Below are 22,263 nucleotides of genomic sequence, written 5' to 3' on the forward strand. Positions count from 1 at the left end.
CGTTTCAATATATAACTTTCTTATTTATATTGGCTTTACCTATTTATGTAAGGATTACGCATTTACCTTAACCATAGAAGGTCTGAGAACGCGATCCTTTAATGTATAACCCTTTTGCAATTCTTCAACGATTTGATTTGACTCATACCCTTCCTCTTCAACTTGCATAACTGCTTGGTGCAAGTGAGGATCGAACATTTGACCTACTGTTTCAATTACTTCAACACCTTCACTTTTCAATGTGTCTTGAAATTGACGATAAACCATTTCCATCCCTTGTAAAAGCGACTTAGCCTCTTCAGCTTCTGGTTTAACTAGTAGAGCACGCTCGAAGTTATCTATCACCGGAAGCAATGCTTCAATGACGGTTTGTGATCTATATTTCGCAGCCGCTTCTTTTTCTTCGCGAGAACGACGGCGGAAATTATCATAATCAGCTTGAATACGTAGGATTCGGTTATTGAGTTCAGCGATTTCAGCTTGAGAATTTTCTTCCTCAATAATCTCAGTCACAGTTTCTTCGACTTCACCGTTTCCCTCTGTTTCAAGTTCTTCGGATTTAACTGTTTCTTCTTCCATTGTTTGCGTTTCTTTTTCTGTCAACTCATTCACCTCCTAGTAAAATTAATATAGATCTATGTAGTATGACAATTAGTTAAGAATACCACAACTAATTGTCAATATTACCATTTCTACCCTTGTTGATACAAGTTTGTTAACAGCTTTGTTAAATCCTTCGAGATTGTATCAACAACTCCGATCACTCTTCTATATTCCATCCGGGTTGGACCAAGAATTCCAATTGTACCCATATGCTTTCCCGCTATCGAATACGACGCGGTGATTAGACTACAGTTATCGAAGGCTTCTAAGTTATTCTCTTGTCCGATTTTCACTTGAATACCTGTTGTTGGTACACGTAAAATCTGATGCATCGTCTCATCTTCATCAAGCATATTCAAAAGCATACGAACTTTGTCGACATCTCGGAATTCCGGTTGCGCTAAAATGTTTGTTTTGCCACTATAGAATACTTTTTCTGCTTTTTCTCTTTCTAAAGATGAACCAAGCATACTTAAAACATGGTCATAGTTTTCAACATGACTACGCAAAACATCCTTCACTTCCGTTTGCAGTTTTTCCCTTAGCTTAAACAAAGGGACACCCATTAAACGTTCGTTTAGAATGTTGACCGTTCGTTCTAGATCCGCTGCTTCTATCTTATCTGGTACAGCTATTGTTTGATTTTCAACATGTCCTGTATCCGTAACAAGAATTAAAATAGCCGATCCCTTTGAAAGCGGTATGATTTGAATACTTCTCAACGTAGCCTCAAACATCTCTGGCCCCAAAACAAGAGAAATATAACTTGTCATATTCGATAACACTCGGGCTGAATGTTGAATGACTTCTTCTACTTCCCGAATTCGTTCTGAAAAGATCGAGCGAATATCTAATTTTTCATCGACAGTTAAATGATGAGGCATAAGAAGATTGTCTACATAGTAACGGTATCCCCTTTGAGATGGAATCCTCCCAGCTGAACTATGTGGTTTTTCTAAGAAACCTAATTCTTCTAAATCTGACATATCATTACGGATGGTTGCTGGACTAAACGTAATATCCTCTCTTTTGGAGATGCTTCTGGAACCGACTGGCTCTGCAGAACGGATATAATCATCAACAATGGCATGCAGAATCAACAATTGTCTATTTGTTAACATCCCTTCACCACCTCTGTTAGCACTCACTTCATTCGAGTGCTAAATCTAATGATAAATTATCAAAAAGGTAGCACTTTGTCAATAAAGAATGCTTATTTCACTTAGAAAAAAGGGTAAAAATGAAGATGCCCTTTGACTTATGATTCTAAAACAGCTATAAATTGCTCGAAAACTTCATTACTGAGCAATAACCCTTCTTCCGTTAACTTAATGCCATATTCATCAGATTGCAATAAACCTCTTTTCTGTAATCGCTCAATTTGTTCACCGAAACATTCTTCAAGTGAGCGACCATATATACGGTTAAACTCGGTTCGGTTCACTCCCACTCTTTTCCGTAAACCCATGAACATCGCCTCTTCAATTCGTTCAATAGGGGTAACCTGATGTTCTGTCAGAACCGGAGCCACATCAGCTGCTATTGCTCTTAAATATTTAGGAAGCGGTCCATGATTTTGATATCGCACTTGATTTACGTATCCATGAGCTCCCGCACCAAAACCATAATATTCTTGATTATCCCAATAGACAAGATTATGTTTGCTTTCATAGCCAGTTTTTGCAAAATTACTTATCTCGTATTGATGATACCCAGCTTTTTTTGTCTCTGCTAGCAATTGTTCATACATGATAATCTCATCTTCCTCAGGTGGAAGAGTCAGTTTACCTTGTCTTTGCCGAATGTAAAAGACGGTCTTCTCCTCAACCTTTAAAGAGTATGCAGATAAATGTTCAACACCTAAAGCCATCGCTTCAAGTATCGTTTCTTGAAAGTCTCTCGGTTTTTGACTTGGTAAACCAAACATTAAATCTAAAGATATATTTTCAAAACCCGCTTCTCTGCTTCTAGCAATAGCATCTACTACACTCTCCCTCGAATGTGTTCTACCAATTTCCTTTAGCAAGTTTTCTTTGAACGTTTGAACACCCATACTTAAACGATTAATCCCATGATCTTTCAATACTCTTAATTTCTCTTCTTCAATGCTATCTGGGTTTACTTCTATTGTAAATTCTTCTACTTCAGTTAAAGGGAGAACTTCTCTCATTCCTTTTAAAAGGGTATTCAATTGATTAGGTGTTAACGCTGTTGGTGTCCCTCCACCGATATATACCGTTTTCAAAGCAGATGTAGGATGACTTTCCATCATTCTTTCCATTTCTAGTAACAAGGAAGTAATGTAATTATCCACCGGCTGATTTTTCAAAAATACTTTATTAAAGTCGCAGTAGTGGCAAATATGTTCACAAAATGGAATATGTACGTATGCAGCTTTAACCATTTGCCTCCCCTTTCTAAAGGGGTTCATTTAGCCCCTAAATTGTTGTAATATCTTAATCTTTCTGCAAAAACTAAAAAAGTACTTCGACCTACTGTAAGTCTCCACATCAAGTAGAAAAAAGCTTAAGCAACATTTTTACTTATGTAACAACCAAAACCGCAGGAAAATCCTGCGGTTGCTGTCATCATTAATCGTCCATTCGTAAAACGGCCATAAACGCTTCTTGAGGCACTTCTACATTCCCTACTGATTTCATCCGTTTCTTTCCTTCTTTTTGTTTCTCAAGCAACTTACGCTTACGAGAAATATCCCCACCATAACATTTGGCTAAGACGTTCTTGCGAATTGCTTTAATGGTCGACCTTGCGATAATTTTTTGACCTATACTGGCTTGAACCGGAACTTCAAATTGTTGACGCGGAATCAATTCTTTCAATTTCTCAACAATAATCTTGCCTCGCTCGTAAGCAAAATCCCTGTGAACGATCACAGATAACGCATCTACCGTCTCACCATTTAATAAAATATCCATCTTCACAAGTTTTGATGGTTTATATCCAATAAGCTCATAATCAAATGATGCATAACCCTTGGTATTGGATTTTAATTGATCAAAGAAATCATACACAATCTCAGAAAGTGGGATTTCATAAACAATTTGAACCCGATTATCATCTAGGTATTGCATATCAATAAAAATACCACGTTTCTTTTGACAAAGCTCCATTACTGAACCTACATAATCATTTGGTACCATGACCTTTGATTTTACATACGGTTCTTCAACTGAATCAATTTTTTGAGTTTCAGGCATATTAGCTGGATTATCGATACGAATTTCTTCACCACTTGTCGTTGTCACCTGGTATATAACACTTGGAGCCGTTGTAATTAACGTAATATTAAATTCACGTTCAATTCGTTCTTGAATAATTTCCATGTGTAATAAGCCTAAAAATCCGCATCTAAAACCAAAACCTAATGCTTGTGATGTCTCTGGCTCATATTGCAAAGAAGCATCGTTTAATTCCAAACGTTCCAAAGCTTCACGTAAATCATTGTATTCATTCGTATCAACAGGGTATAACCCACAATAAACCATTGGGTTCATACGTCGATAGCCTGGTAATGGCGCTTCAGCTGGATTATTCGCATCTGTAATCGTATCACCAACCCGTGTATCTCCAACATTTTTAATGGCTGCTGATAAAAATCCAACATCTCCTACGGTTAACTCATCACGTTTTTCAGTCTTTGGAGTAAACACACCAATTTCGTTTACTTCAAATTCTTTGCCCGTCGCCATCATTTTAATCTTTTGTCCTGGCTTCACTGTACCTTCCATGATACGGATGTAAGCTACAACTCCACGGTAAGGATCATAAAGTGAATCAAAAATCAGTGCTTTAAGAGGTGCTTCAGGATCGCCTGTTGGAGCAGGTACTTTCTCAACTACTTGCTCTAAAATTTCTTCAATCCCAATACCATTTTTGGCTGAAGCTAAAACTGCATCGGAAGTATCTAATCCAATGACATCTTCTACTTCTTGCTTTACACGCTCAGGATCTGCACTCGGTAAATCAATTTTGTTAATAACTGGTAAAATTTCCAAGTCATTATCTAACGCTAAATAAACATTAGCAAGAGTCTGAGCTTCTATTCCTTGAGCAGCATCAACGATTAATAATGCTCCTTCACAAGCGGCTAAACTACGTGACACTTCATACGTAAAATCAACATGCCCTGGTGTATCAATTAAGTGGAAAATGTATTCTTCTCCATCTTTCGCTTTATAAGTAAGCTGTACAGCATTTAGTTTTATCGTAATTCCACGCTCACGTTCTAAATCCATCGCATCAAGCGTTTGTTCTTTCATTTCACGATTCGTTAAGGCACCTGTCTTCTCTAATATCCGATCAGCAAGTGTAGATTTCCCGTGGTCAATATGAGCGATGATCGAAAAGTTCCGGATCTTCGCCTGACGTGCTAGTCTTTGTTCTTTATTCATGACATGATCACTCCTACATTCTCGTACAATGTACACTATTTCTAATTATACCAATCGATTAGAAGTCAAGCAACAACTCTCTTTCGCTTTAGTATCGTATTGTTCGTTTTTTGATTACTTAAATTTGGGCTCTGTTTACTATCTCACTTAGTAAACTATTGCATACAGTGAGAGTATCTTCTCTGAAAGGTAGGTTTTCTTCATGTATAATTTTGGTGACCCAATGACTGGCACTGGATTTGGAACAGGGTTTGATACGGGGTATGACTATGGTGCAGGGTACGGTACGGATTGTGGAGCACCAGTAGTAGCGGGTACAGGGTACGGCTACGGGGCACCTGTCGCTGGATACGCAGCTCCAGCTACTGGATTTGGTACAGGACGAGGGTTTGCGTTAATTGTTGTTCTTTTTATCTTGTTAGTGATTATTGGAGCTTCTTGGGCTACTCCGGGAACCGTATAGAACAAAAAAGGAGGGCGTTCTCTTTAGACGCCCTCCTCCATACCATTCACTCTTTTTCATTTCCATTTAGAACATGATTAACAAATGACATCACTTGAGACAATAAGCTTCGACTTGCTTGATTCATTCCTTCAGCAATATAGCTTCCCATATCAGAAAAGAAATTAAATCTACCTACCTCTTCTACTTTTTTCCGTTTTTCAGCAAGTTCATCTTTCGATGGCGTACCTATTTCTAACTCATTGACTTGCGTTTTTTGATCGATAACTTTCTTTTCGTTCTTCTCAACAACAAGGGGAACAGGCTGCGAGATTCCAAGCTCTTCATTCATGATCTGAACTCCAAATAATGCTCCAAATAAAATTAGTAGCCCTATAAGCGAAATCCGCACAGCTAGCCTTTTCAACTAAATCTCCCCCTATTGTCCGTCTACTGCTTCCGAGCTAAAGTAATACTCTGCAAATACTTCTGCCATCGCTTCTGCTGTTCGATACGTTTCGTCCAACGAATTGTAAAGTCCACCCATTTCAATCAATACTGAATTTGATGATAAGTCTTGGTTATAAACCCCATTTGATCCAGGTGTATCTTTAAGAATGACACCACGACTTAATCCAGGATACTGTTCTTCAAGCAAATTATGAAGCTCTTTTGCTAACTGTAAGTTTTGTTGATGGTTACTGTGTCTACCCCCTATAACAAATACGGTACGAGCATATTCCACACCATTGATTTTTACTGTAGTTCTTTCTCTTGGGATAGTATCTCTGTGTAAATCAAAGAAAAATTGCAAGTCATCATTGTTTGCCATCGCTTCTTTTACATACTCTCGAGAAGCATCATATGATTGCGAATACTGCCAACTTCGTCCTTCGACAGTAGCTTGAATATCTCGTTCCTCTACTTTCGTACCTATTCCACGTTTTTCAAGCTCTTGAGATAATTTCTCCCCAACTAACGTTATATTAATTTTCTTATGAAATGCCTCATTTGGTTTATCTGTTTCAAGCTCCGGTAAAAATGATTCATAGTTATGTGAATGCATGATATGAACCACTTTTTGACCGTCTGTTGTTCCTCGAGATTGCTTAGCTTCTTTTTCTAATTCTTCTAATTTGGCTAAACTTTCCTGGGTAGCTTCACGTTCGGCCATAATGACATCCATCGGCGGAGCGGACTCAATTGGTAAATTCGTATAGTCTGTTCCTTCCCCCGCTACAATGATTTGCCCATCAAACAACGAAAATCCCGGTAATTCACGACCAAGTAAACTTCTAGGATCATTTGGGTTAATACTTGTTGCCACTTGAAACGCTAAATTAGATAGACTCGGTGGCTGACTATCTTCTGGTAACACTTGTGTGAAAAATTTATTTTCCATTCCGAGGACATAAACAAAATCTTCACCACTAATACCTGTTGCCCATTCATGCACTTGATTGGATGCTAATCCATATCCTGGTTCAAAAGAGGTTAACATTCCCGTAAAAATAAATAATGCCACCATTCCGATAATGGTCATTACAATTAGTCGTTTAAAGCTCGTCCGATTTATTGAAACCGTGAAGCTACGAATTTGTCTTCTTTTCATGGTCTCATCCCTTCTCCTCGTGAAATAAACTTGTCCATTGAAACCTTGTCCACTGCTGCAATGAAAGGAGTTTCTACCTCACTAATATGGGAAGCATGAGCCTTATAGAACCTTTATTTTTGTTTTGATCAAAAAAACCCCAACTCGAACAGTTGAGGTTTAACCATTTTTTAGTGTGTGTAGGCACCAACATTTTCTTGATTAATTTTTTGATGAAGTGCTGCATTCAAACCTGTTGCTATGACATTAGCCATATCATCAATGAATACATCTACTTCCTTAGGTGTTACCATCAAATTATGACCAAGTGGAGCAAGAACTTCGCGAATCAGTTGTCGTTTCTCTTGTTCAGGTAAATTACCAACCATCCCCATAATCGTTTCACGCTTTGCCTCATTCGGCAAATCTTCATCGGTTAACTTCCGTTGTTCACCAAAGGTCATCCCTGCTGGAGCAAGGGCACGGGAAGGAGCACTTCCCTCTTTCATTTCTCGACCAAAATGTTTTAATACATAGTCAATCGTGTCACTAGTAATAGATACAGCATCTACTACAGTCGGAATTCCTACTGCAATTACTGGAATCCCCAAAGCTTCCTTACTTAATTCTTTTCTTTTATTTCCAACCCCACTTCCAGGGTGAATGCCTGTATCCGAGACTTGGATCGTAGCATTTACTCTTTCAATAGAACGTGAAGCTAATGCATCAATTGCAATCACAAAATCAGGTTTTGTTTTTTCAATAATGCCATAAATGACATCACTTGTTTCTATACCTGTTAAACCCATAACACCCGGTGTAACAGCACTTACTGGACGAAATCCGTCTTGAACTTGCTCCGGAGCAAGTTCAAATAAATGTCTAGTAACAAGTAAATTTTCAACCGCAATAGGTCCTAATGCATCTGGTGTGACGTTCCAGTTACCAAGACCTACTACCAGACATGTATCCGTATCTTTAATTCCAATTTCTTTCATAAAAGCATGGAACTTTTCGGCAAAAACACGTTCCATTTTTTCTTGAATTTCTGTATCTTTTTTTCGAATACCTAGAGATTCAAAGGTGAGGTAATTTCCTTTTTTCTTCCCTAATCGTTTTGCACCCACTTCATCTATTATGACATGGGTAACCGTGACATCATCAATGGTTTCTTCATTTATTTGAACCCCACTGACTTCCTTCGCGGTTTTACCACTTTTCTCCTCTTGTTCTATCACCATTTGATGGGCTTCAACGGCTAGGTCCGTTCGAATTTGATATTGACTTAGATTTAATTGCTCAGTCATTATATTCACGCTCCTACTATAGAATCTCTTTGATGGTAGTGTTTCCGGCACAGCTCGTTTTCATTCTGGCTATTGCATTTTCTCGTCGAATTTGATAGAATGCAATTTGTTGTATGAATGATACATTATGTGTCAACCGTACCTTGAACAAGAAAGCGAAACCGTTCATAATAGATGGACTGGGATCAAAACCTGAACAACATTTCTTAGGAGGTGAAAGATATGCCAAATATTAAATCTGCAATTAAGCGTGTAAAAACAGCTGATAAGCGTCGTGCTCAAAATATCTCTGTAAAATCTGCTCTACGTACTGCAATCAAGAACTTTGAAGCAACAGTAGAAGCTGGTGATGTGGAAGTAGCTAAAGCAGCTTATACTGAAGCAAGCAAAAAGCTTGATAAAGCAGCTAACAAAGGCCTTATCCATAAAAATGCAGCATCTCGTCAAAAGTCTCGTCTTGCTAAAAAGCTTAACGGACTTTCTGCATAAGACATTAAGCCGATTAGAAAAAAACACACGACTCTTTCGTGTGTTTTTTTCTTATTCATTTAGTATTTAGTGTAGCCAATTTCATCAAGAGCAACTCCACAGCTAGTGTTTTTTCCATCTTTCCTGACTTAATTGCATAATCCGTGTCTGCAGCTCCTTCGAGTAATCGAAGCAAATGCTTATCCTCAAACCGATTTACTTGCTGACTTGCAAGTTTTACTACATATGGATGTAATTTCAATTGAGAGGCCATATCTCTTTGAGAATAAGATCGTCGACTCATTTCTTTCACTTGATAGTAAATACGTAATTGCCTCGCAATCAAAGAAAGTAATTTTAATGGTTCTTCTTTTTGTTTCAACAGATCGTGATAAATGATTAAAGCTTTATCTAATTGATTCTTTACAGCAAAATCAATTAGAGCAAAAACATCTTGTTCTAACGAACGAGCGACTAAAAGGTCTACTATTTCTCCATTTACAACTCCATCATTCCCAACGTACAAAGCCAGCTTTTCCATTTCCGAAACCAATAGAAGGAGTTGGGCTCCAAGGCGTTCTACTAATCGTTCTTTTCCATCTTCAGAGAAAGAAAAACCTTTCATTTTAGCTTGAGCATCGAGCCACTGTGACAACATCTTCTCATCAAAGGGACAACATTCAACAACAGCAGCTTTTTTTTTCAATTCCTTTGTTATCTTTTTTCTTTCATCTAATTTCTCGTAAGGCGTTAGAAAAATCAGGATCGACTCAGGTGAAGGATGTTCTATGTATTGCTGTAGTCGAGTTACATCATGATCCAATTTCGCCTCTTGTTTTTGCGTCGTCACCAAGGAAAAGTCTTTTACCACTACGACCTTTTTCCCTCCGAAGAAAGGAAAAGTTTCTGCCTCCTCAAGCGCAATATCTAAGAGCGTATCTTGCAAACTAAAAGAAATAAGATTAGGGTCATCTTGAGATCCAACTGTTTGCTTAATAATGTCTAAAACTAAATCTTCCATTAAGTAGGTTTGAGTTCCGTACATAAAATAAATCGGTCTGATATCGCCTCTTTTTACCTCTTTTTTTATTGCTAAATATGACATAGATAATTCCTCATTTTCACTTGCATAATTCCCTCAGATTGGAGAAACTACGCAATAGATTATATACTTGTCCTCTTTAAAGAATAGACAAAGTATATCAAAAAAACAAGAAATATGAGAAAGGGGCCTAGCCCGTAGATGCCAGACCCCCATTTATGATAAACGCCATAGAAGAAGATCCCGGGATGCCTTATCTACGACGATAACCACTACCTCTTTCACTATTTATGATATCCTATGCAAAGCAATCTTATAGGTGACAACTCTTTACAGACGAACCAACGAAGTCAAGACTTTCTAACAATTTCTTGAACAATGTTGGTGCTCGTTCTTAAAAACCAAAAGAATCGAACTAGCAATTTTAGAGCCCATCCCTTATACTTAATTTGTTAAAGGAGGAATGTCTGATGCATTTTGAAAAAGAAGTACAATGTAAACGAAACGATGCTATTGATTCTGCTGTCGGGTTTATCATTCCTTTTGGTTTCTTCGCTACATTATTCATCATCGCTACAATTGTTGATGTATTTAGCGGTTTCTAATTAAAATAAGCCTGATAACCTAAAAAGAGGATGATTTTCAATCATCCTCTTTTTATTGTTCAATCGCTGTTTTCACTTTAATTTTTTTATTTTTAAATTTTAACTCTATTGCACCAAAAATGTCCGTTCTTAAGATTACCATCTCCCGTTCCTCTAAGCGCTCAATTACTTCAGGGTGAGGGTGTCCAAAACGATTGTTTCGTCCGGCTGAAATTAAAACGATTTTTGGGTTAAGAAGTGTTAAAAATGCTTCTGTCGTTGATGTCCGGCTGCCATGGTGTCCGGCTTTTAATACATCTACTTTTAAGTTGGGATAATTAGAAATAATTCTTCTTTCACCACTTTCCTCTAGATCACCAGTAAATAAAAAAGAAAGCCCCTCAATCTCCATATATAAAACAATAGAACGATCATTCAAGTTTTGTTCTGTTCCATTTGGAGACAGAATAAAAAATGTAGCTCCACCATCTTTCCAACTCTCTCCTTCTTTAACAAATTTAATGTTCGTCTTGTGACGGGCAAAATTAGTTAACAATTCCCTTTCAAATTCACCGTCCACACTCCCTTGACCATAATAAACTTCCTTAACTGTAACTGTTTTTAAAAGCGCCTCTGCACCACCTATATGATCCATATGCCCATGAGTTAAAATAAGTTTATCTATTCGAGATATCCCAGTTGCCTTCAATGCCGGAACAACAATATCAGTTCCCACTTCAAACGGTCTAATTCGATTTCTCCATTCCTCATTTGAAAAAGAGATTGTTCCACCAACATCAATAAGATAAATCGATTTACGGTGAGGTAATTCAATTAAAATACTATCCCCTTGACCAACATCAATCATTGTTACTTTCGTTCTTGGGTCTGTATAAGGGAGCACAAGTTGGATGGTAACTACTAAACTTAATACAGCGATTGGCTTTTTCCACCAACCTCTCATTCCCTTTTCCCACATTAAACAACCAAAAAATACACATAGATAATAAGCAAACACAAGAATCATCGAAGGTTTGCCGACAACAATTGAAGTAAATCTGACATCCGCGCATATTTTTAGTATTTGATGAATAAATGGAAAAACAAACTCAAGCAATAAAAGAGGATAATTAAAAGCATAAGGAACAGAAAAGGATAGAAAGAACGAGATTAAAGTTAGGGGTAAAACAAATAAGGTAATAAAAGGAATGTAAATCAAATTTAATGGAATGGCTAACAGGGTCAGTTCAAACGTATGAAGAAGCAATAGAGGAAATGACAAACATTGAGACAGTAAAGTTACCGCTAATAATTGAGAAAAGCGAGTGACATACCTCTTTTGAATGATAGGCGCTGAAATAATTAATCCAAAAGAAATAAGAAACGACAATTGAAAGCCTAGGTGAAAGAGAGCCAGTGGTTTCATAAATAAATAACTAAGATAAACGATTGAAATCCCGGTTAAAGGAGATACCCTAGTTTTTAATCGCAAACAAATCAAAATGACCATAGCCATAATGGCTGCCCTTATCACCGAGGGAGCAGCTCCAGCAATTACGATATAAAAGGGTAGTATCACGAGCAGGACATCAATCGTCCTCTCTCTTATCAGCCCAACTCTAAGCAATGTATAAAAAAGCATCGTTACAATCATGCCAACATGCATACCAGATACAGCCAATAAATGAATAACCCCAAGACGTTGGTATGCTTCCATAACATCACCATCTATCGACGATCGATCTCCAAACAATAAAGCATTCATAATTCCACTAAACTCCGGATGGACGTGTTGTTCAACTTTTCGGATTTGAGCTTGCCTCCAACGCTGTAAACCTAAAAAGAGATTCCCTTCTGTTTTCTTGCACTGTATCCCTTCACGATTTGGTCTTAGGATCCAAAATATGGTTTGCTCCTTTAAATAGCTTTGGTAATCAAATTGACCAAAATTTGTTGATGGAAGAGGACTCGTTAAATTTCCAGTAATCATACAAGCATCTCCAAGTTCGAGTTGTTTCAACCTGTCCTGATCACCTCGTTCATATAAAAATGCTTGTACTTGAATAACCTCACTCAAGTTAGTCTTTAAACGTAAGGACATAGTATCTCCGTCTATTATAGGCATTGCCTGAACCACACCAAATATACTTTGTATGCCCTCTTCATAGGCCGTTAGTGGCTGATTCCAAGCTAAGCACCCATTTAAGTAATAGATAATGAATGGAATCGTAATGAAAATGATTCTTTTCTTTATAAAAGAACGTTGAATGAAACAAAAAAATAGAAAGAAAACCAAAATGAGGAGATAAAGAGGGCTCGATCCACGGAGGGCAAGAAACAGACCGAGCGTTGCAGAGAGAGGGATTAAGAAGAGAAATGGGCTTATTTCCCTCACCCCTTATAAAAACTTTGTGTAAATAATTGAGTTGCTTGTTCTTTTAGTTGAAGGAGCTCGTCCTTTTCTAAACCAGCTTGATCTAATTTATTTAATAACGAAACAGTAAACTCCTTTTTTTCAAGATGAGACTGGTCTAGGCTTACTTCTTCCAACTCAACCTTGACTACATGAATATTAGCTTCATGAAACATCTGCACGGCATAAGAATGATTTTTATAATCAGTGGCATAGTAGACGCTTTTTATTCCTGCTTGGATAATCGCTTTCGTACAATTCACACAAGGGAAATGAGTTACATATATTTCTGCCCCTTCAGTTGGTACACCAAATTTAGCACATTGTAATAAAGCATTTACTTCTGCGTGAATGGTTCTTATACAATGATTATCGACGACATAACAACCATCATCAATACAATGGGCTCCTCCTGAAACAGAACCATTGTAACCACCAGCAATAATTCTCTTCTCTCTAACGATTGTCGCTCCTACCATCAAACGTGTACATGTACTTCTTAAGGCTAGTAAATGGCTTTGAGCCATAAAATATTGATCCCACGATATTCGTTCCATCTCATCCTCCTAAAACGTTATTAAGGTCAGTTTAGTGAAATGCCTGTCCACCGTCAATGCAAGTTAATGAAATATCATTAATTCTTCTAAAATCCCAATAGATTTAGGTCCAATTCCAGAAACATTTAACAAATCATTAATGTCAGTAAAGGGACCATGTTCATCACGATAATTAATAATCGCCGCCGCCTTTGCAGGGCCTATGCCAGGAAGTTGCTCTAATGCCAGTGCATCTACCCGATTAATAGCCACTTTCCCATCTTGGCTAGTCGTTCCGGTCGTACTTTGGAAGTTCAGTACTTCTTCTCCCTGAAGTGGCACATAAATCACCATCTCATCTTGAATAAGTTGAGCCAGATTCAACCGATGCTCATCCGCCTCATTCAGAACACCTCCAGCTAAATCGATAGCATGATACACACGATCCCCGTGTTTTAATTCATATACTCCCGGTCGCGTAACGGCTCCTTTAATATCAACCATAATAATTGTCTCTTGATCTAATAAAGGAGGTTCCGTTTGCAAAGAAACAGGTTGTAATTCAGTTTGAAATAAGTCAACTATAGCTTCTTCTTCAGCATTACGGAAATGTACCAACAACACCACACTGACTAATAGTACTACAATTCCTGAAATCGCGACATATTGCTTTTTCACCATTATTATCACACTCTTTCTCCTTAATTGAGTTATAATAAATCGAGAGAAACCATTTAAATTAGACATATATAAAGGAGTCGAACTAACTATGGCTGTACATTTACAAATTGCAGAACAAGTAAAAAAACATCGTGAAGCACAAAAACAATTTCTTGCCCTCGATGCTTCTAGAGAGCATGCCATTGAGAGAGCACTTGAATTAGCAAAAGCAGGAAAAGAAGTACAAACATCCGAGATCAACCAAATAACAGAAGAGATGAATAGAATCGCTATGCAATTTCAATTCCCTCCGCGTAAGCTTGTTACTCGAGAAATGGTATTAAATTACGTAAACATTCGTTAAAAGGTCATAACAGAGTCCCTTCCATCATACGTTTAGTCATAACGGGTGTTCGCGTTGAGCATGCAAAAGGAGGGGGCTAACTTGAAGATAGGAATCATAGGAACGGGTAGCATGGGAAGCATTTTAATTGAGTCTTTGATTGAGTCCGGTGTGGTATCACCAAGTCAAATGATTATTACAAACCGAAATAGAGAAAAAGCTGAAGCTCTGAAGAAACGGTTTCCAGAATTGTCAGTTGGGCGAGATGGTCGAGAAGTAGCTCAAGAAGCAAATGTCATCTTTATCTGTACAAAACCGTTACAATTCCCAATCGTCCTTAATCAGATTGCACCTTTTTGTCACGTAAGCAAATTTTTGATCTCGATTACTAGTCCAATTTCAGTAGAACAGTTAGAAGATAAAGTTGACTGTAAAGTTGCTCGTGCCATACCGAGTATCTTGAATAGAGCGTTAACCGGATCGTCACTTTTAAGCTTTGGAAGTAGGTGCACTGACGTAGATAAGGAGTTCTTAACAACACTGATGTCTGCTATATCTGAACCGCTTATTATCGATGAAGATATTACTCGTGTCTCTTCCGATATTGTTAGTTGCGGTCCTGCATTTTTCAGCTACATTATGCAACAGTTTATTGACGGAGCTGTAAGACAAACAAACATCTCAAAAGAAGATGCAACAACACTTGCGACTAATATGATGATTGGTATGGGGAAATTACTTGAGAAAGGACACTACACATTACCTACATTGCAAAAAAGAGTATGTGTTCCAGGTGGGATTACAGGTGAAGGAATTAAAGTACTTGAGGCAGAAATCGGATCAATGTTTGACCACTTATTTCAACAAACACATGCAAAATACTACGAAGATCAAGAATTAATAACAGCAGCATTCTCAAATGAATCTGTTAAATAAAGAAAACAACTAGAGCCTATCTGCTAATAGGCGTCCATGATGCATGCTTCTTACTAGGAAAAAGGAAGAGTTCTCACTCTTCCTTTTTTATTTCGCTTTCTATCTTCAAAATCCTTTTATTTCTTTTTCTTTGCGAAAAAAAATAGTCGTTCACTATCCTCTATAGGCTCCGAGTTAGTAAAATCTGCATAAACAGAAACATGACAAAAACCAGCTTCACTTAGCCAGCCTTTATATTGATCGATAGAAAATGTACGCTGTTTATGTAATTCAAAGCTTCGCTCAAACAAACCAGTTTCTTCGTCTTCAATAAAAAAAGTTAACTCATGCTCAACACTATTCTCATACTCTCCTTGAAAAGAAGTCCAAATATAAGCCATTTTTTCAGTATCATCAGCAAAAGTATGATTAATAAATCCTTTATTCACCTTCGTGATGGAGTGAACATCAAACAACAAAATGCCTTCATCTTTTAGTTGTTGATGTGCACTTTTAAACGTATCACGAACATCTTCTTCAGATTCTAAGTAATTTAAAGAATCACAAAAAATGGTTACAATATCATGTTGGCCTAATCCTTCTAGGTTGGTCATAGATTGTTGAAATAAAGGAGGTGAAAAGCCCGCTTTTTCACACTTTTCTTTAGCAAGCGAAAGCATTTCAGCTGATAAATCCACCCCCGATACATTAGCCCCACTTTGTTGTAAAAGAACAAGTAGCTCACCCGTTCCACAACCGATGTCAAGAATAGACAGTCCGTCTAAACTCGTTTTTTGAAGCTGTCTCTGAACAAAATCTACCCATTTATCATAGGGTGCATCCGCCATTAACGAATCGTATAAAGCAGCAAAAGCTTGATAATTCATAAAGGCTCCTTCTAATTCTCTTCTTTTAGGTATGTCCATCCATCACGCTGTTCTATTTTCTTTTCTTTCATCAATTTTCCAAGAGCACGTTTGAACTTAGCTTTACTGATTGAAAAGCGCAATTCAATATCTTCTGGAGGTGTCTTGTCCCAATAAGGCATTGATCCTCCTCGTTCTTTTAGGAATTGATAAATTCTCTCCGCATCTTCTTCTTGTTGTTCGGACCGAATTGGGTTCATTGTTACATTAATTCGTCCATCCTCGCGAACAAATTGTACACGAGCTTGAATATGTTCTCCATACCTTGGAACGCCTCGCATCTCATCATTATGAAGAAAAGCAATATAACCTTCATCCGTTAAGATGAGAGCCCCTTCATCAAGAAAATGATAGACATGTCCAGTTACTTCTTTGTTCATCATTTCTGCGGGAGCCTTACTAGCATGACGCTCAATGGGTTCTCCTTTAACAAGTTTTCCCATTAGACGTCCGCGTTTATCCCAAGTCAGGGAAAGAGGAAGTTTATCTCCTGGCTTTGGCCATTGCTCACGGTCATAAGGAAGCTCGTCCATAGACAAGAAAAGGTCCCTTGAAATACCATTATGGAAGAAGACTCCATGTCCTGTTTTTACCTCTACGGCTTCTAACCATGCCACCTCACCAACTTGTAAAAGTGGCTTTTCCATCGTAGCAGCCAATCTCCCTTGGTGGTCGTGATATAAAAAGACATCGACACGTTCACCAACTTCTAAGTCTTTTGTAGCCTCACGTTCATGAAGAAGAACATCAGTTGTTCCATCACTAACAAAAAAACCAAAGTTTGATTGACGAATCACCTCAAGATTAACACTATATCCTGCTTTAAGATCCATTAACCTAATACTCCTTCTAATTCAACAACTGGAGCATCTCCCCAAAGTTTTTCTAGGTTATAATAAGAACGTTCATCCTTATGGAAAACATGAACAACAACGTCTCCTAAATCAATTAATATCCAACGCGCTTGATCAAAACCTTCTAGACGTTTGATTTCAATTCCTTTTTCTTGAACTACTTTTTTCAATTCATAGGCAATTGCTTGCACTTGTTTATCGGAATTCCCGTGACAGATAACAAAATAATCTGCGATTAAAGAAACCCCTCTCATATTTAACGCTACAATGTTCTCTGCTCTTTTATCATCAATGGCTTTAACCGCAAGTTCTAAAATTGGTGTTTCATTCACTAAACATCACTTCTCCTTTTTTCTTCTATTAATTGGTTGTACGTTGCTATCGTATCAGGAAAAACTAATTGGTTTCGTCTCATTAGAAAACTAGTTGTATTTTTTAACGCTTCTATAACCGCTTGATCTAAATCTTGTTTTGCTAGCTCACGAACCTCTTCAATTCCTTTAAAATGTCGTCCGGGCTCAATATAATCGGCTAAAAAAACGACCTTTTCAAGAACTGTCATATCTGGTCTACCTGTTGTATGATATCGAATAGCATTTAAAACATCGTCATCCGTAATTCCGATTTCATGCTCGACATAATAAGCTCCACATGGTGCATGTAATAGCTCCTCACCATAATTTAAGAAGCTCTTATCATTTAGTTTCTCCCGAACAAGCCGTTTCATTTCTTCCTTATCACGGAACTTTGCATAATCATGAAAGACAGCCGCTAGCATCGCCTTTTCTCTATCTGCTCCAAAGCGATGCGCTAGCTCTGTTGCAGATTGCACAACCCCTAATGTATGTTTGTAACGATGTTCAGTAAGATGAGGTTTAACCTTTTTCAACGCCTGTTCTTGATTCATACAATAATCTCTCCTTCACCAATGCTTCCACTTCTTTGGGGACCATATACGTAATCGGCTTGCCCTCTTGAATCCTGTTACGAATTAGAGAAGATGAGAGATCCACTTGCATCATGTCTAGCAGATGCACTTGTTCTGCATAATAAGTTTTCTTAATTGATGTACCAGGACGTTGCACCCCAATAAATGTAACAAGTTCTAATAACTCATCTATTTTATGCCATTGTGGAAGATAGTCTACCATGTCTCCACCAATTAAGAAATAAAATTGATTATTTGGATATATTCGTTTTAGTTGTTTAATCGTATCAATCGTATAAGAAGGACCTTCTCGTTCAAGCTCAATCGTCGATACATGAAAATACTCATTATCTTTTATTGCACCAACTAGCATATCAATTCGGTCTTCATTAGACGCCAAATCTACACGTTCCTTATGGGGAGGTATATTTACAGGGATAAACCAAACTTCATCCAATTTGTACTGAACTAGAACTTCTTGCGCGAATAATAAATGACCTAAATGCGGTGGATTAAACGTGCCACCAAATAATCCAATTTTTTTCATTACACTACTCCTCTCCTCTTAATTATGATTAAGACGGGAGAACAAGTTCCTTATTTTCTTTTGACTCTTTGTATAACACAATCGTATGACCAATTAATTGAACAAGTTCTGCTTTTGTTTGTGAAACGATTTTTTCTGCTACTTCATCCTTATCTTCATCACAATTTTGCAAAATACTTACTTTAATTAACTCTCGAGCCTCTAATGCATCTTCTATTTGCTTTGTCATATTGTCATTTACTCCAGCTTTCCCAACTTGGAAAATAGGGTTTAAATGATGTGCTTTAGAACGTAAGAATCTTTTTTGCTTGCCAGTTAACATGTTGTACCTCCTAATTGTTGTAAAACATTTTTTTTCATTTGTGTAATATCTGGTTTTACTCCAGTCCAATGTTCAAAGGAAAGGGCTGCTTGATTAACGAACATTCCAATGCCATTAACTGTTTTTCCCCCACGTTCCTTCGCTTCTTGTAAAAGCTTCGTTTCTAACGGATTATAGATTAAATCACTTACAATCGTGTCTGTTTTTAGTAATTTAAGGGAAAGAGGAGAATGATGTATGTTAGGACTCATTCCTACAGATGTTGTATTAATAATAACATCGTAGTTGATTAAGTTTTCCTCCGCTACTTCTTTTTCAATAGTAGCAGACGGTACATGAAATTCTTTCGCCAATTTAACTAATGGAATTGTTTTTTCTATTGTACGGTTCGTAAATTCAATGTTTCCAACACCATGACGAAGGAGTGCTGTTACCACTCCTCTTGCTCCGCCACCAGCACCAATAATTAAGACAGATTTCTCACGAATATCTTCCTCAGTCTCGTCTAGTAACGACTTAACGTAACCACGGCCATCCGTATTATACCCTATTAATTTGCCATCTTTGTTCACGATCGTATTAACAGCTCCAATTTGAAGAGCCTCATCATTAATTTCATCTAGAAAGTCCATTACTGCTATTTTATGCGGAACGGTGACATTACAACCAGATATGTTCAAGGCTCTGATTCCATCAATAGCTTCTTTAACAAATTCTGGTTTCACATCAAATGCATGATATCTCGCTTCAATCCCCAATTTTAAAAAAGCATTATTATGAATAAGCGGTGACATTGAATGTCCTACAGGATGACCTAACAGTCCAAATACTTTCTCCATTTGTTTCTCCCCCTAGAAAAAAGTTAATTTCTTAATTAATAAGCATTGGAAAAAGAGTGCACAAAGGAGTTCTTACATCCTATGCTTAGCATCTTTAGCAACCCTTTTTGAATGAAGCGATCATTTCTTTCTCTACGCTTAGCTTATATAATAGATTCTCTTATGGTAACATTTACTCCTTTAGGTGCGTAACCATCTACTTTTAAATTTGCCCCATTCACCGTGACCCAACCTAGTCCCGAAAAAACGATATCCACTTTATTTCCTTTAACCTGAAAAGAGTGCTTTACTAAAGGAGGAAGCGATTCTTTTGTTTTTGGTCCAGGAGGAGTTAACAATTCACCTAAGTGATTTTGATAAAGTTCCTCTGCTTTTTCTAATTTCGTTCGATGAATATGCAACTCATTTGAACAGAAACAAGTAAAAGAAGTACGCTCTCCCTGTACAAAATCAAAACGACCTAGTCCCCCGAAAAACAGTGTCTGTCCTTCATTTAATTGAAATACCATAGGTTTAATCTCTTTCTTCGGAGTAATGGTCTTTAATTCTTGTTTATCTATATGATGAGCCATTTGGTGATGATTGATAATCCCTGGAGTATCATAAAGTGCTTGTCCATCCTCTAAAGGTATATCAATCATATCTAGTGTCGTTCCGGGAAAGTGTGATGTTGTAATTAATTGTTCTGTGTCCCCACCAAATGTTTTGATCATTTGATTGATAAACGTTGATTTCCCCACATTCGTACACCCTACTACATAGACATCTCGACCTTTTCGAAGACGATCAATTTCAGAAGCAACTTCAACGATCCCTACTTCCTTTTCCGCACTCATAAGTAGAACGTCAACTGGCTTTAAACCAAGTTCCTTTGCCGATTTCTTCATCCAATTGACTAGACGATTGTGATTCAATGATTTCGGTAACAAATCTACTTTGTTTCCAACTAACAAAACGTCATTTCTTCCGACAAAACGATGAAGGCCAGGTAACCAACTACCTGTAAAATCAAAAATGTCGACAATTTTAACAATTAGTGCTTTTTTTTGTCCTAATCCATTTAAAATTCTTAAAAAGTCATCATCCGTTAATGAAACATCTTGAACTTCATTGTAATGCTTTAAACGAAAACAACGTTGACATGTAATCACTTCTCTTTCTAATGCAGAAGGTGGCGCGAAGCCTAATCCTTCTTTCTTTTCTGTCTGAATCGCAACACCACATCCAGAACAAATAGGTCTGTTTTCTTCCATTGAAATCCTCCCCTTTTCTTTACTAAGATTATTTTTAGTTATAGTCTTCTTATATTATTAGAGACAACTTAGTCCTTCATCCCGCATAATTATAAACTCAAACAGAGTAGGTTAGAAAATTTATCCAACCACTTGACCTCTTACCAATCTTTAACTATACATTTACTCACTTTTTTTTTCAATCATAGAAGTAGGCACGTGTCATTTTTTATACCTTTTTGTCAACACCTCAATAATTTTCATCAATATAAAAAACTTTTCGACAAATACAATCAGCAATCAACAGCTGTGGATAACTTTATGCACGTTATACCATAATAAACATAAGGGTTTCATCTGGTAATAAACAGGGAATTAACAACTTATCCACCTATCAGTGTGGATAATCAGAACGGTTGTTCTATTTTGGAAGTCGTGTTAGGATTAAATCAACCAGGATAACGTATTAATTTATTCACATAAATCCACGAATATTCCTTGAAAATTCGACAAACCAAGACGAGGAGGTGAACCTGTCGTTATACAGACAGGACCATATGCAAAATCTATCTGACGAGCTTTTAATTGAGACTTACTATAAGGCAGTTGAGTTAAATTTAAATCACGATTTCATTGAACTAATTCGAGTAGAAATTGCAAAACGTTCCCTCTCCGATAAAATAAAACTTTCATCATGATTATGATTCGGTCCCATCAACATCTCAATCCAAGAGTTGATGGGCTTTTTTTCTAACTTTTCTTATAGCATTTCACTAATCATGGAGAACAAAAAAAACAGCTATCATTTGACGATAGCTGTTTTTTTGTTAGGCAATTATTCAGCTCGTTTTGGGATACGACTGCCAATACGAATATATTCTCTCGGTTCAAATGGTCCTGTCATTGGCACGATATGATTATCTAATTCTTGGACAGTAATAGTGCCAGGCCGATCTAATCCCTTTTCATGAATAGTACGCTTGTTAAATTCATTCGCGTACCATCCACCTGAAAAGAGAACAAGGAAAATACTAACGGCAGCTAACCCCTTTTGTTTATTATTCATGGTTGTCACTCCTAAGTGAGAAAACAGTCTTTTCCGTTAAAAAGGGTTGTTTACCTATAGAGTGTCGTACCCATTATAAAAATATACATACATTTTCCAATTTTATCGAAACAAATTAGAACAAAAAATTTTTTCTCCTCCATTTCCACGCATTTCTTCATATTTAATAAGACTGGGAAAATCGGATAACCCTATAGATGTTCTAGGATGCACGTGTCTGAAAATTAGGTTAT

General features: G+C 37.2%; 26 protein-coding genes. 6 read left to right on the forward strand and 20 right to left on the reverse strand.

Annotation, left to right across the window (positions count from 1 at the left end):
- Positions 1-54: 54 nt before the first annotated feature.
- From grpE to lepA, 4 genes are all read right to left on the reverse strand, one after another.
- Positions 55-612: a nucleotide exchange factor GrpE gene (gene grpE / locus PQ474_RS06930; RefSeq protein WP_390185826.1), complete on the reverse strand. Its 558-nt coding sequence runs from the start codon at positions 610-612 to the stop codon at positions 55-57.
- Positions 613-692: 80 nt separating this feature from the next.
- Entirely contained in the window at positions 693-1,724 is a 1,032-nt protein-coding gene (gene hrcA / locus PQ474_RS06935) for a heat-inducible transcriptional repressor HrcA (protein ID WP_273841297.1), read from the reverse strand.
- Positions 1,725-1,861: 137 nt separating this feature from the next.
- Positions 1,862-3,007 (reverse strand): radical SAM family heme chaperone HemW, encoded by a 1,146-nt coding sequence (gene hemW / locus PQ474_RS06940; protein ID WP_273841298.1) that lies wholly within the window; start codon positions 3,005-3,007, stop codon positions 1,862-1,864.
- A 187-nt stretch (positions 3,008-3,194) separates the two neighbouring features.
- Positions 3,195-5,015, reverse strand: a complete 1,821-nt coding sequence (lepA, locus tag PQ474_RS06945) for a translation elongation factor 4 (RefSeq protein ID WP_273841299.1) — start codon at positions 5,013-5,015, stop codon at positions 3,195-3,197.
- A gap of 202 nt (positions 5,016-5,217) precedes the next feature.
- On the opposite strand from lepA, the gene PQ474_RS06950 reads away from it, so the two are divergent.
- Positions 5,218-5,478, forward strand: a complete 261-nt coding sequence (locus tag PQ474_RS06950) for a YjcZ family sporulation protein (RefSeq protein ID WP_390185823.1) — start codon at positions 5,218-5,220, stop codon at positions 5,476-5,478.
- A 46-nt stretch (positions 5,479-5,524) separates the two neighbouring features.
- Here the strand turns inward: PQ474_RS06950 and PQ474_RS06955 are convergent, their stop codons facing one another.
- From PQ474_RS06955 to gpr, 3 genes are all read right to left on the reverse strand, one after another.
- Positions 5,525-5,884: a DUF3679 domain-containing protein gene (locus PQ474_RS06955; RefSeq protein WP_273841300.1), complete on the reverse strand. Its 360-nt coding sequence runs from the start codon at positions 5,882-5,884 to the stop codon at positions 5,525-5,527.
- Positions 5,885-5,896: 12 nt separating this feature from the next.
- Positions 5,897-7,069, reverse strand: a complete 1,173-nt coding sequence (spoIIP, locus tag PQ474_RS06960; RefSeq protein WP_273841301.1) for a stage II sporulation protein P — start codon at positions 7,067-7,069, stop codon at positions 5,897-5,899.
- Positions 7,070-7,239: 170 nt separating this feature from the next.
- A complete protein-coding gene (gene gpr, locus PQ474_RS06965) occupies positions 7,240-8,355 on the reverse strand; it encodes a GPR endopeptidase (protein ID WP_273841302.1) in 1,116 nt (371 codons plus the stop codon).
- A 222-nt stretch (positions 8,356-8,577) separates the two neighbouring features.
- Between gpr and rpsT the strand changes: the two genes are divergently transcribed.
- On the forward strand, positions 8,578-8,844 hold the full coding sequence (rpsT, locus tag PQ474_RS06970) for a 30S ribosomal protein S20 (RefSeq protein ID WP_273841303.1): 267 nt from the start codon (positions 8,578-8,580) through the stop codon (positions 8,842-8,844).
- Between the two features lie 55 nt (positions 8,845-8,899).
- Here the strand turns inward: rpsT and holA are convergent, their stop codons facing one another.
- A complete protein-coding gene (holA, locus tag PQ474_RS06975; RefSeq protein ID WP_273841304.1) occupies positions 8,900-9,928 on the reverse strand; it encodes a DNA polymerase III subunit delta in 1,029 nt (342 codons plus the stop codon).
- A gap of 407 nt (positions 9,929-10,335) precedes the next feature.
- Here holA and PQ474_RS06980 point away from each other — a divergent pair, with 407 nt between their 5' ends.
- Positions 10,336-10,470, forward strand: a complete 135-nt coding sequence (locus tag PQ474_RS06980; protein WP_390185819.1) for a YqzM family protein — start codon at positions 10,336-10,338, stop codon at positions 10,468-10,470.
- Between the two features lie 52 nt (positions 10,471-10,522).
- Here PQ474_RS06980 and PQ474_RS06985 read toward each other — a convergent pair whose 3' ends face one another.
- The 3 genes from PQ474_RS06985 to PQ474_RS06995 form a co-directional block, all read right to left on the reverse strand.
- Positions 10,523-12,844 carry a DNA internalization-related competence protein ComEC/Rec2 gene (locus PQ474_RS06985; RefSeq protein ID WP_273841305.1) on the reverse strand — a complete coding sequence of 774 codons (2,322 nt, stop codon included), beginning with the start codon at positions 12,842-12,844 and terminating at the stop codon, positions 10,523-10,525.
- Entirely contained in the window at positions 12,841-13,419 is a 579-nt protein-coding gene (locus PQ474_RS06990; RefSeq protein WP_273841306.1) for a ComE operon protein 2, read from the reverse strand. The genes PQ474_RS06985 and PQ474_RS06990 overlap by 4 nt, the downstream gene beginning before the upstream one ends.
- A gap of 63 nt (positions 13,420-13,482) precedes the next feature.
- Complete coding sequence (locus PQ474_RS06995; protein ID WP_273841367.1) at positions 13,483-14,079, reverse strand: helix-hairpin-helix domain-containing protein; 597 nt, start codon at positions 14,077-14,079, stop codon at positions 13,483-13,485.
- 88 nt (positions 14,080-14,167) lie between these two features.
- Here PQ474_RS06995 and PQ474_RS07000 point away from each other — a divergent pair, with 88 nt between their 5' ends.
- Together PQ474_RS07000 and comER are read left to right on the forward strand one after the other, a co-directional pair.
- The gene (locus tag PQ474_RS07000) at positions 14,168-14,422 is read left to right on the forward strand and encodes a DUF2533 family protein (RefSeq protein ID WP_273841307.1); all 255 of its coding nucleotides are present in this window, start codon (positions 14,168-14,170) and stop codon (positions 14,420-14,422) included.
- A gap of 81 nt (positions 14,423-14,503) precedes the next feature.
- Positions 14,504-15,337 (forward strand): late competence protein ComER, encoded by an 834-nt coding sequence (gene comER / locus PQ474_RS07005; protein WP_273841308.1) that lies wholly within the window; start codon positions 14,504-14,506, stop codon positions 15,335-15,337.
- A 116-nt stretch (positions 15,338-15,453) separates the two neighbouring features.
- Here the strand turns inward: comER and PQ474_RS07010 are convergent, their stop codons facing one another.
- From PQ474_RS07010 to yqeH, 8 genes are all read right to left on the reverse strand, one after another.
- On the reverse strand, positions 15,454-16,203 hold the full coding sequence (locus PQ474_RS07010) for a class I SAM-dependent DNA methyltransferase (protein WP_273841309.1): 750 nt from the start codon (positions 16,201-16,203) through the stop codon (positions 15,454-15,456).
- Positions 16,204-16,214: 11 nt separating this feature from the next.
- Entirely contained in the window at positions 16,215-17,075 is an 861-nt protein-coding gene (locus PQ474_RS07015) for a CvfB family protein (protein ID WP_273841310.1), read from the reverse strand.
- Entirely contained in the window at positions 17,075-17,428 is a 354-nt protein-coding gene (rsfS, locus tag PQ474_RS07020) for a ribosome silencing factor (protein WP_273841311.1), read from the reverse strand. The genes PQ474_RS07015 and rsfS overlap by 1 nt, the downstream gene beginning before the upstream one ends.
- Positions 17,428-18,003 carry a bis(5'-nucleosyl)-tetraphosphatase (symmetrical) YqeK gene (gene yqeK / locus PQ474_RS07025; protein WP_273841312.1) on the reverse strand — a complete coding sequence of 192 codons (576 nt, stop codon included), beginning with the start codon at positions 18,001-18,003 and terminating at the stop codon, positions 17,428-17,430. The genes rsfS and yqeK overlap by 1 nt, the downstream gene beginning before the upstream one ends.
- Complete coding sequence (locus tag PQ474_RS07030; protein WP_273841313.1) at positions 17,972-18,571, reverse strand: nicotinate-nucleotide adenylyltransferase; 600 nt, start codon at positions 18,569-18,571, stop codon at positions 17,972-17,974. Before PQ474_RS07030 ends, yqeK begins: the two co-directional genes overlap by 32 nt.
- A 28-nt stretch (positions 18,572-18,599) precedes the next feature.
- Complete coding sequence (yhbY, locus tag PQ474_RS07035; protein ID WP_273841314.1) at positions 18,600-18,893, reverse strand: ribosome assembly RNA-binding protein YhbY; 294 nt, start codon at positions 18,891-18,893, stop codon at positions 18,600-18,602.
- On the reverse strand, positions 18,887-19,732 hold the full coding sequence (gene aroE, locus PQ474_RS07040) for a shikimate dehydrogenase (protein WP_273841315.1): 846 nt from the start codon (positions 19,730-19,732) through the stop codon (positions 18,887-18,889). Before aroE ends, yhbY begins: the two co-directional genes overlap by 7 nt.
- A 143-nt stretch (positions 19,733-19,875) precedes the next feature.
- Positions 19,876-20,985 (reverse strand): ribosome biogenesis GTPase YqeH, encoded by a 1,110-nt coding sequence (gene yqeH, locus PQ474_RS07045; RefSeq protein WP_273841316.1) that lies wholly within the window; start codon positions 20,983-20,985, stop codon positions 19,876-19,878.
- Between the two features lie 536 nt (positions 20,986-21,521).
- On the opposite strand from yqeH, the gene PQ474_RS07050 reads away from it, so the two are divergent.
- The gene (locus PQ474_RS07050) at positions 21,522-21,662 is read left to right on the forward strand and encodes a sporulation histidine kinase inhibitor Sda (protein ID WP_227934884.1); all 141 of its coding nucleotides are present in this window, start codon (positions 21,522-21,524) and stop codon (positions 21,660-21,662) included.
- Positions 21,663-21,799: 137 nt separating this feature from the next.
- On the opposite strand, the gene PQ474_RS07055 is transcribed toward PQ474_RS07050, so the two are convergent.
- Positions 21,800-22,030: a hypothetical protein gene (locus PQ474_RS07055; protein ID WP_273841317.1), complete on the reverse strand. Its 231-nt coding sequence runs from the start codon at positions 22,028-22,030 to the stop codon at positions 21,800-21,802.
- Positions 22,031-22,263 lie beyond the last annotated feature (233 nt).

The sequence above is a fragment of the Halalkalibacter alkalisediminis genome (assembly GCF_028610705.1).
In the GTDB taxonomy this organism is placed as follows: Bacteria; Bacillota; Bacilli; order Bacillales; family Bacillaceae_D; genus Halalkalibacter; species Halalkalibacter alkalisediminis.

What these genes read in the sequence shown, in the direction of transcription:
- hrcA (WP_273841297.1), bottom strand. Translation starts at nt 1,724, where the DNA reads ATGTTAACAAATAGACAATTGTTGATTCTGCATGCCATTGTTGATGAT.
- hemW (WP_273841298.1), bottom strand. Translation starts at nt 3,007, where the DNA reads ATGGTTAAAGCTGCATACGTACATATTCCATTTTGTGAACATATTTGC.
- lepA (WP_273841299.1), bottom strand. Translation starts at nt 5,015, where the DNA reads ATGAATAAAGAACAAAGACTAGCACGTCAGGCGAAGATCCGGAACTTT.
- PQ474_RS06950 (WP_390185823.1), top strand. Translation starts at nt 5,218, where the DNA reads ATGTATAATTTTGGTGACCCAATGACTGGCACTGGATTTGGAACAGGG.
- spoIIP (WP_273841301.1), bottom strand. Translation starts at nt 7,069, where the DNA reads ATGAAAAGAAGACAAATTCGTAGCTTCACGGTTTCAATAAATCGGACG.
- gpr (WP_273841302.1), bottom strand. Translation starts at nt 8,355, where the DNA reads ATGACTGAGCAATTAAATCTAAGTCAATATCAAATTCGAACGGACCTA.
- rpsT (WP_273841303.1), top strand. Translation starts at nt 8,578, where the DNA reads ATGCCAAATATTAAATCTGCAATTAAGCGTGTAAAAACAGCTGATAAG.
- holA (WP_273841304.1), bottom strand. Translation starts at nt 9,928, where the DNA reads ATGTCATATTTAGCAATAAAAAAAGAGGTAAAAAGAGGCGATATCAGA.
- PQ474_RS06980 (WP_390185819.1), top strand. Translation starts at nt 10,336, where the DNA reads ATGCATTTTGAAAAAGAAGTACAATGTAAACGAAACGATGCTATTGAT.
- PQ474_RS06990 (WP_273841306.1), bottom strand. Translation starts at nt 13,419, where the DNA reads ATGGAACGAATATCGTGGGATCAATATTTTATGGCTCAAAGCCATTTA.
- PQ474_RS06995 (WP_273841367.1), bottom strand. Translation starts at nt 14,079, where the DNA reads ATGGTGAAAAAGCAATATGTCGCGATTTCAGGAATTGTAGTACTATTA.
- PQ474_RS07000 (WP_273841307.1), top strand. Translation starts at nt 14,168, where the DNA reads ATGGCTGTACATTTACAAATTGCAGAACAAGTAAAAAAACATCGTGAA.
- PQ474_RS07010 (WP_273841309.1), bottom strand. Translation starts at nt 16,203, where the DNA reads ATGAATTATCAAGCTTTTGCTGCTTTATACGATTCGTTAATGGCGGAT.
- PQ474_RS07015 (WP_273841310.1), bottom strand. Translation starts at nt 17,075, where the DNA reads ATGGATCTTAAAGCAGGATATAGTGTTAATCTTGAGGTGATTCGTCAA.
- yqeK (WP_273841312.1), bottom strand. Translation starts at nt 18,003, where the DNA reads ATGAATCAAGAACAGGCGTTGAAAAAGGTTAAACCTCATCTTACTGAA.
- PQ474_RS07030 (WP_273841313.1), bottom strand. Translation starts at nt 18,571, where the DNA reads ATGAAAAAAATTGGATTATTTGGTGGCACGTTTAATCCACCGCATTTA.
- yhbY (WP_273841314.1), bottom strand. Translation starts at nt 18,893, where the DNA reads ATGTTAACTGGCAAGCAAAAAAGATTCTTACGTTCTAAAGCACATCAT.
- aroE (WP_273841315.1), bottom strand. Translation starts at nt 19,732, where the DNA reads ATGGAGAAAGTATTTGGACTGTTAGGTCATCCTGTAGGACATTCAATG.
- yqeH (WP_273841316.1), bottom strand. Translation starts at nt 20,985, where the DNA reads ATGGAAGAAAACAGACCTATTTGTTCTGGATGTGGTGTTGCGATTCAG.
- PQ474_RS07050 (WP_227934884.1), top strand. Translation starts at nt 21,522, where the DNA reads ATGCAAAATCTATCTGACGAGCTTTTAATTGAGACTTACTATAAGGCA.
- PQ474_RS07055 (WP_273841317.1), bottom strand. Translation starts at nt 22,030, where the DNA reads ATGAATAATAAACAAAAGGGGTTAGCTGCCGTTAGTATTTTCCTTGTT.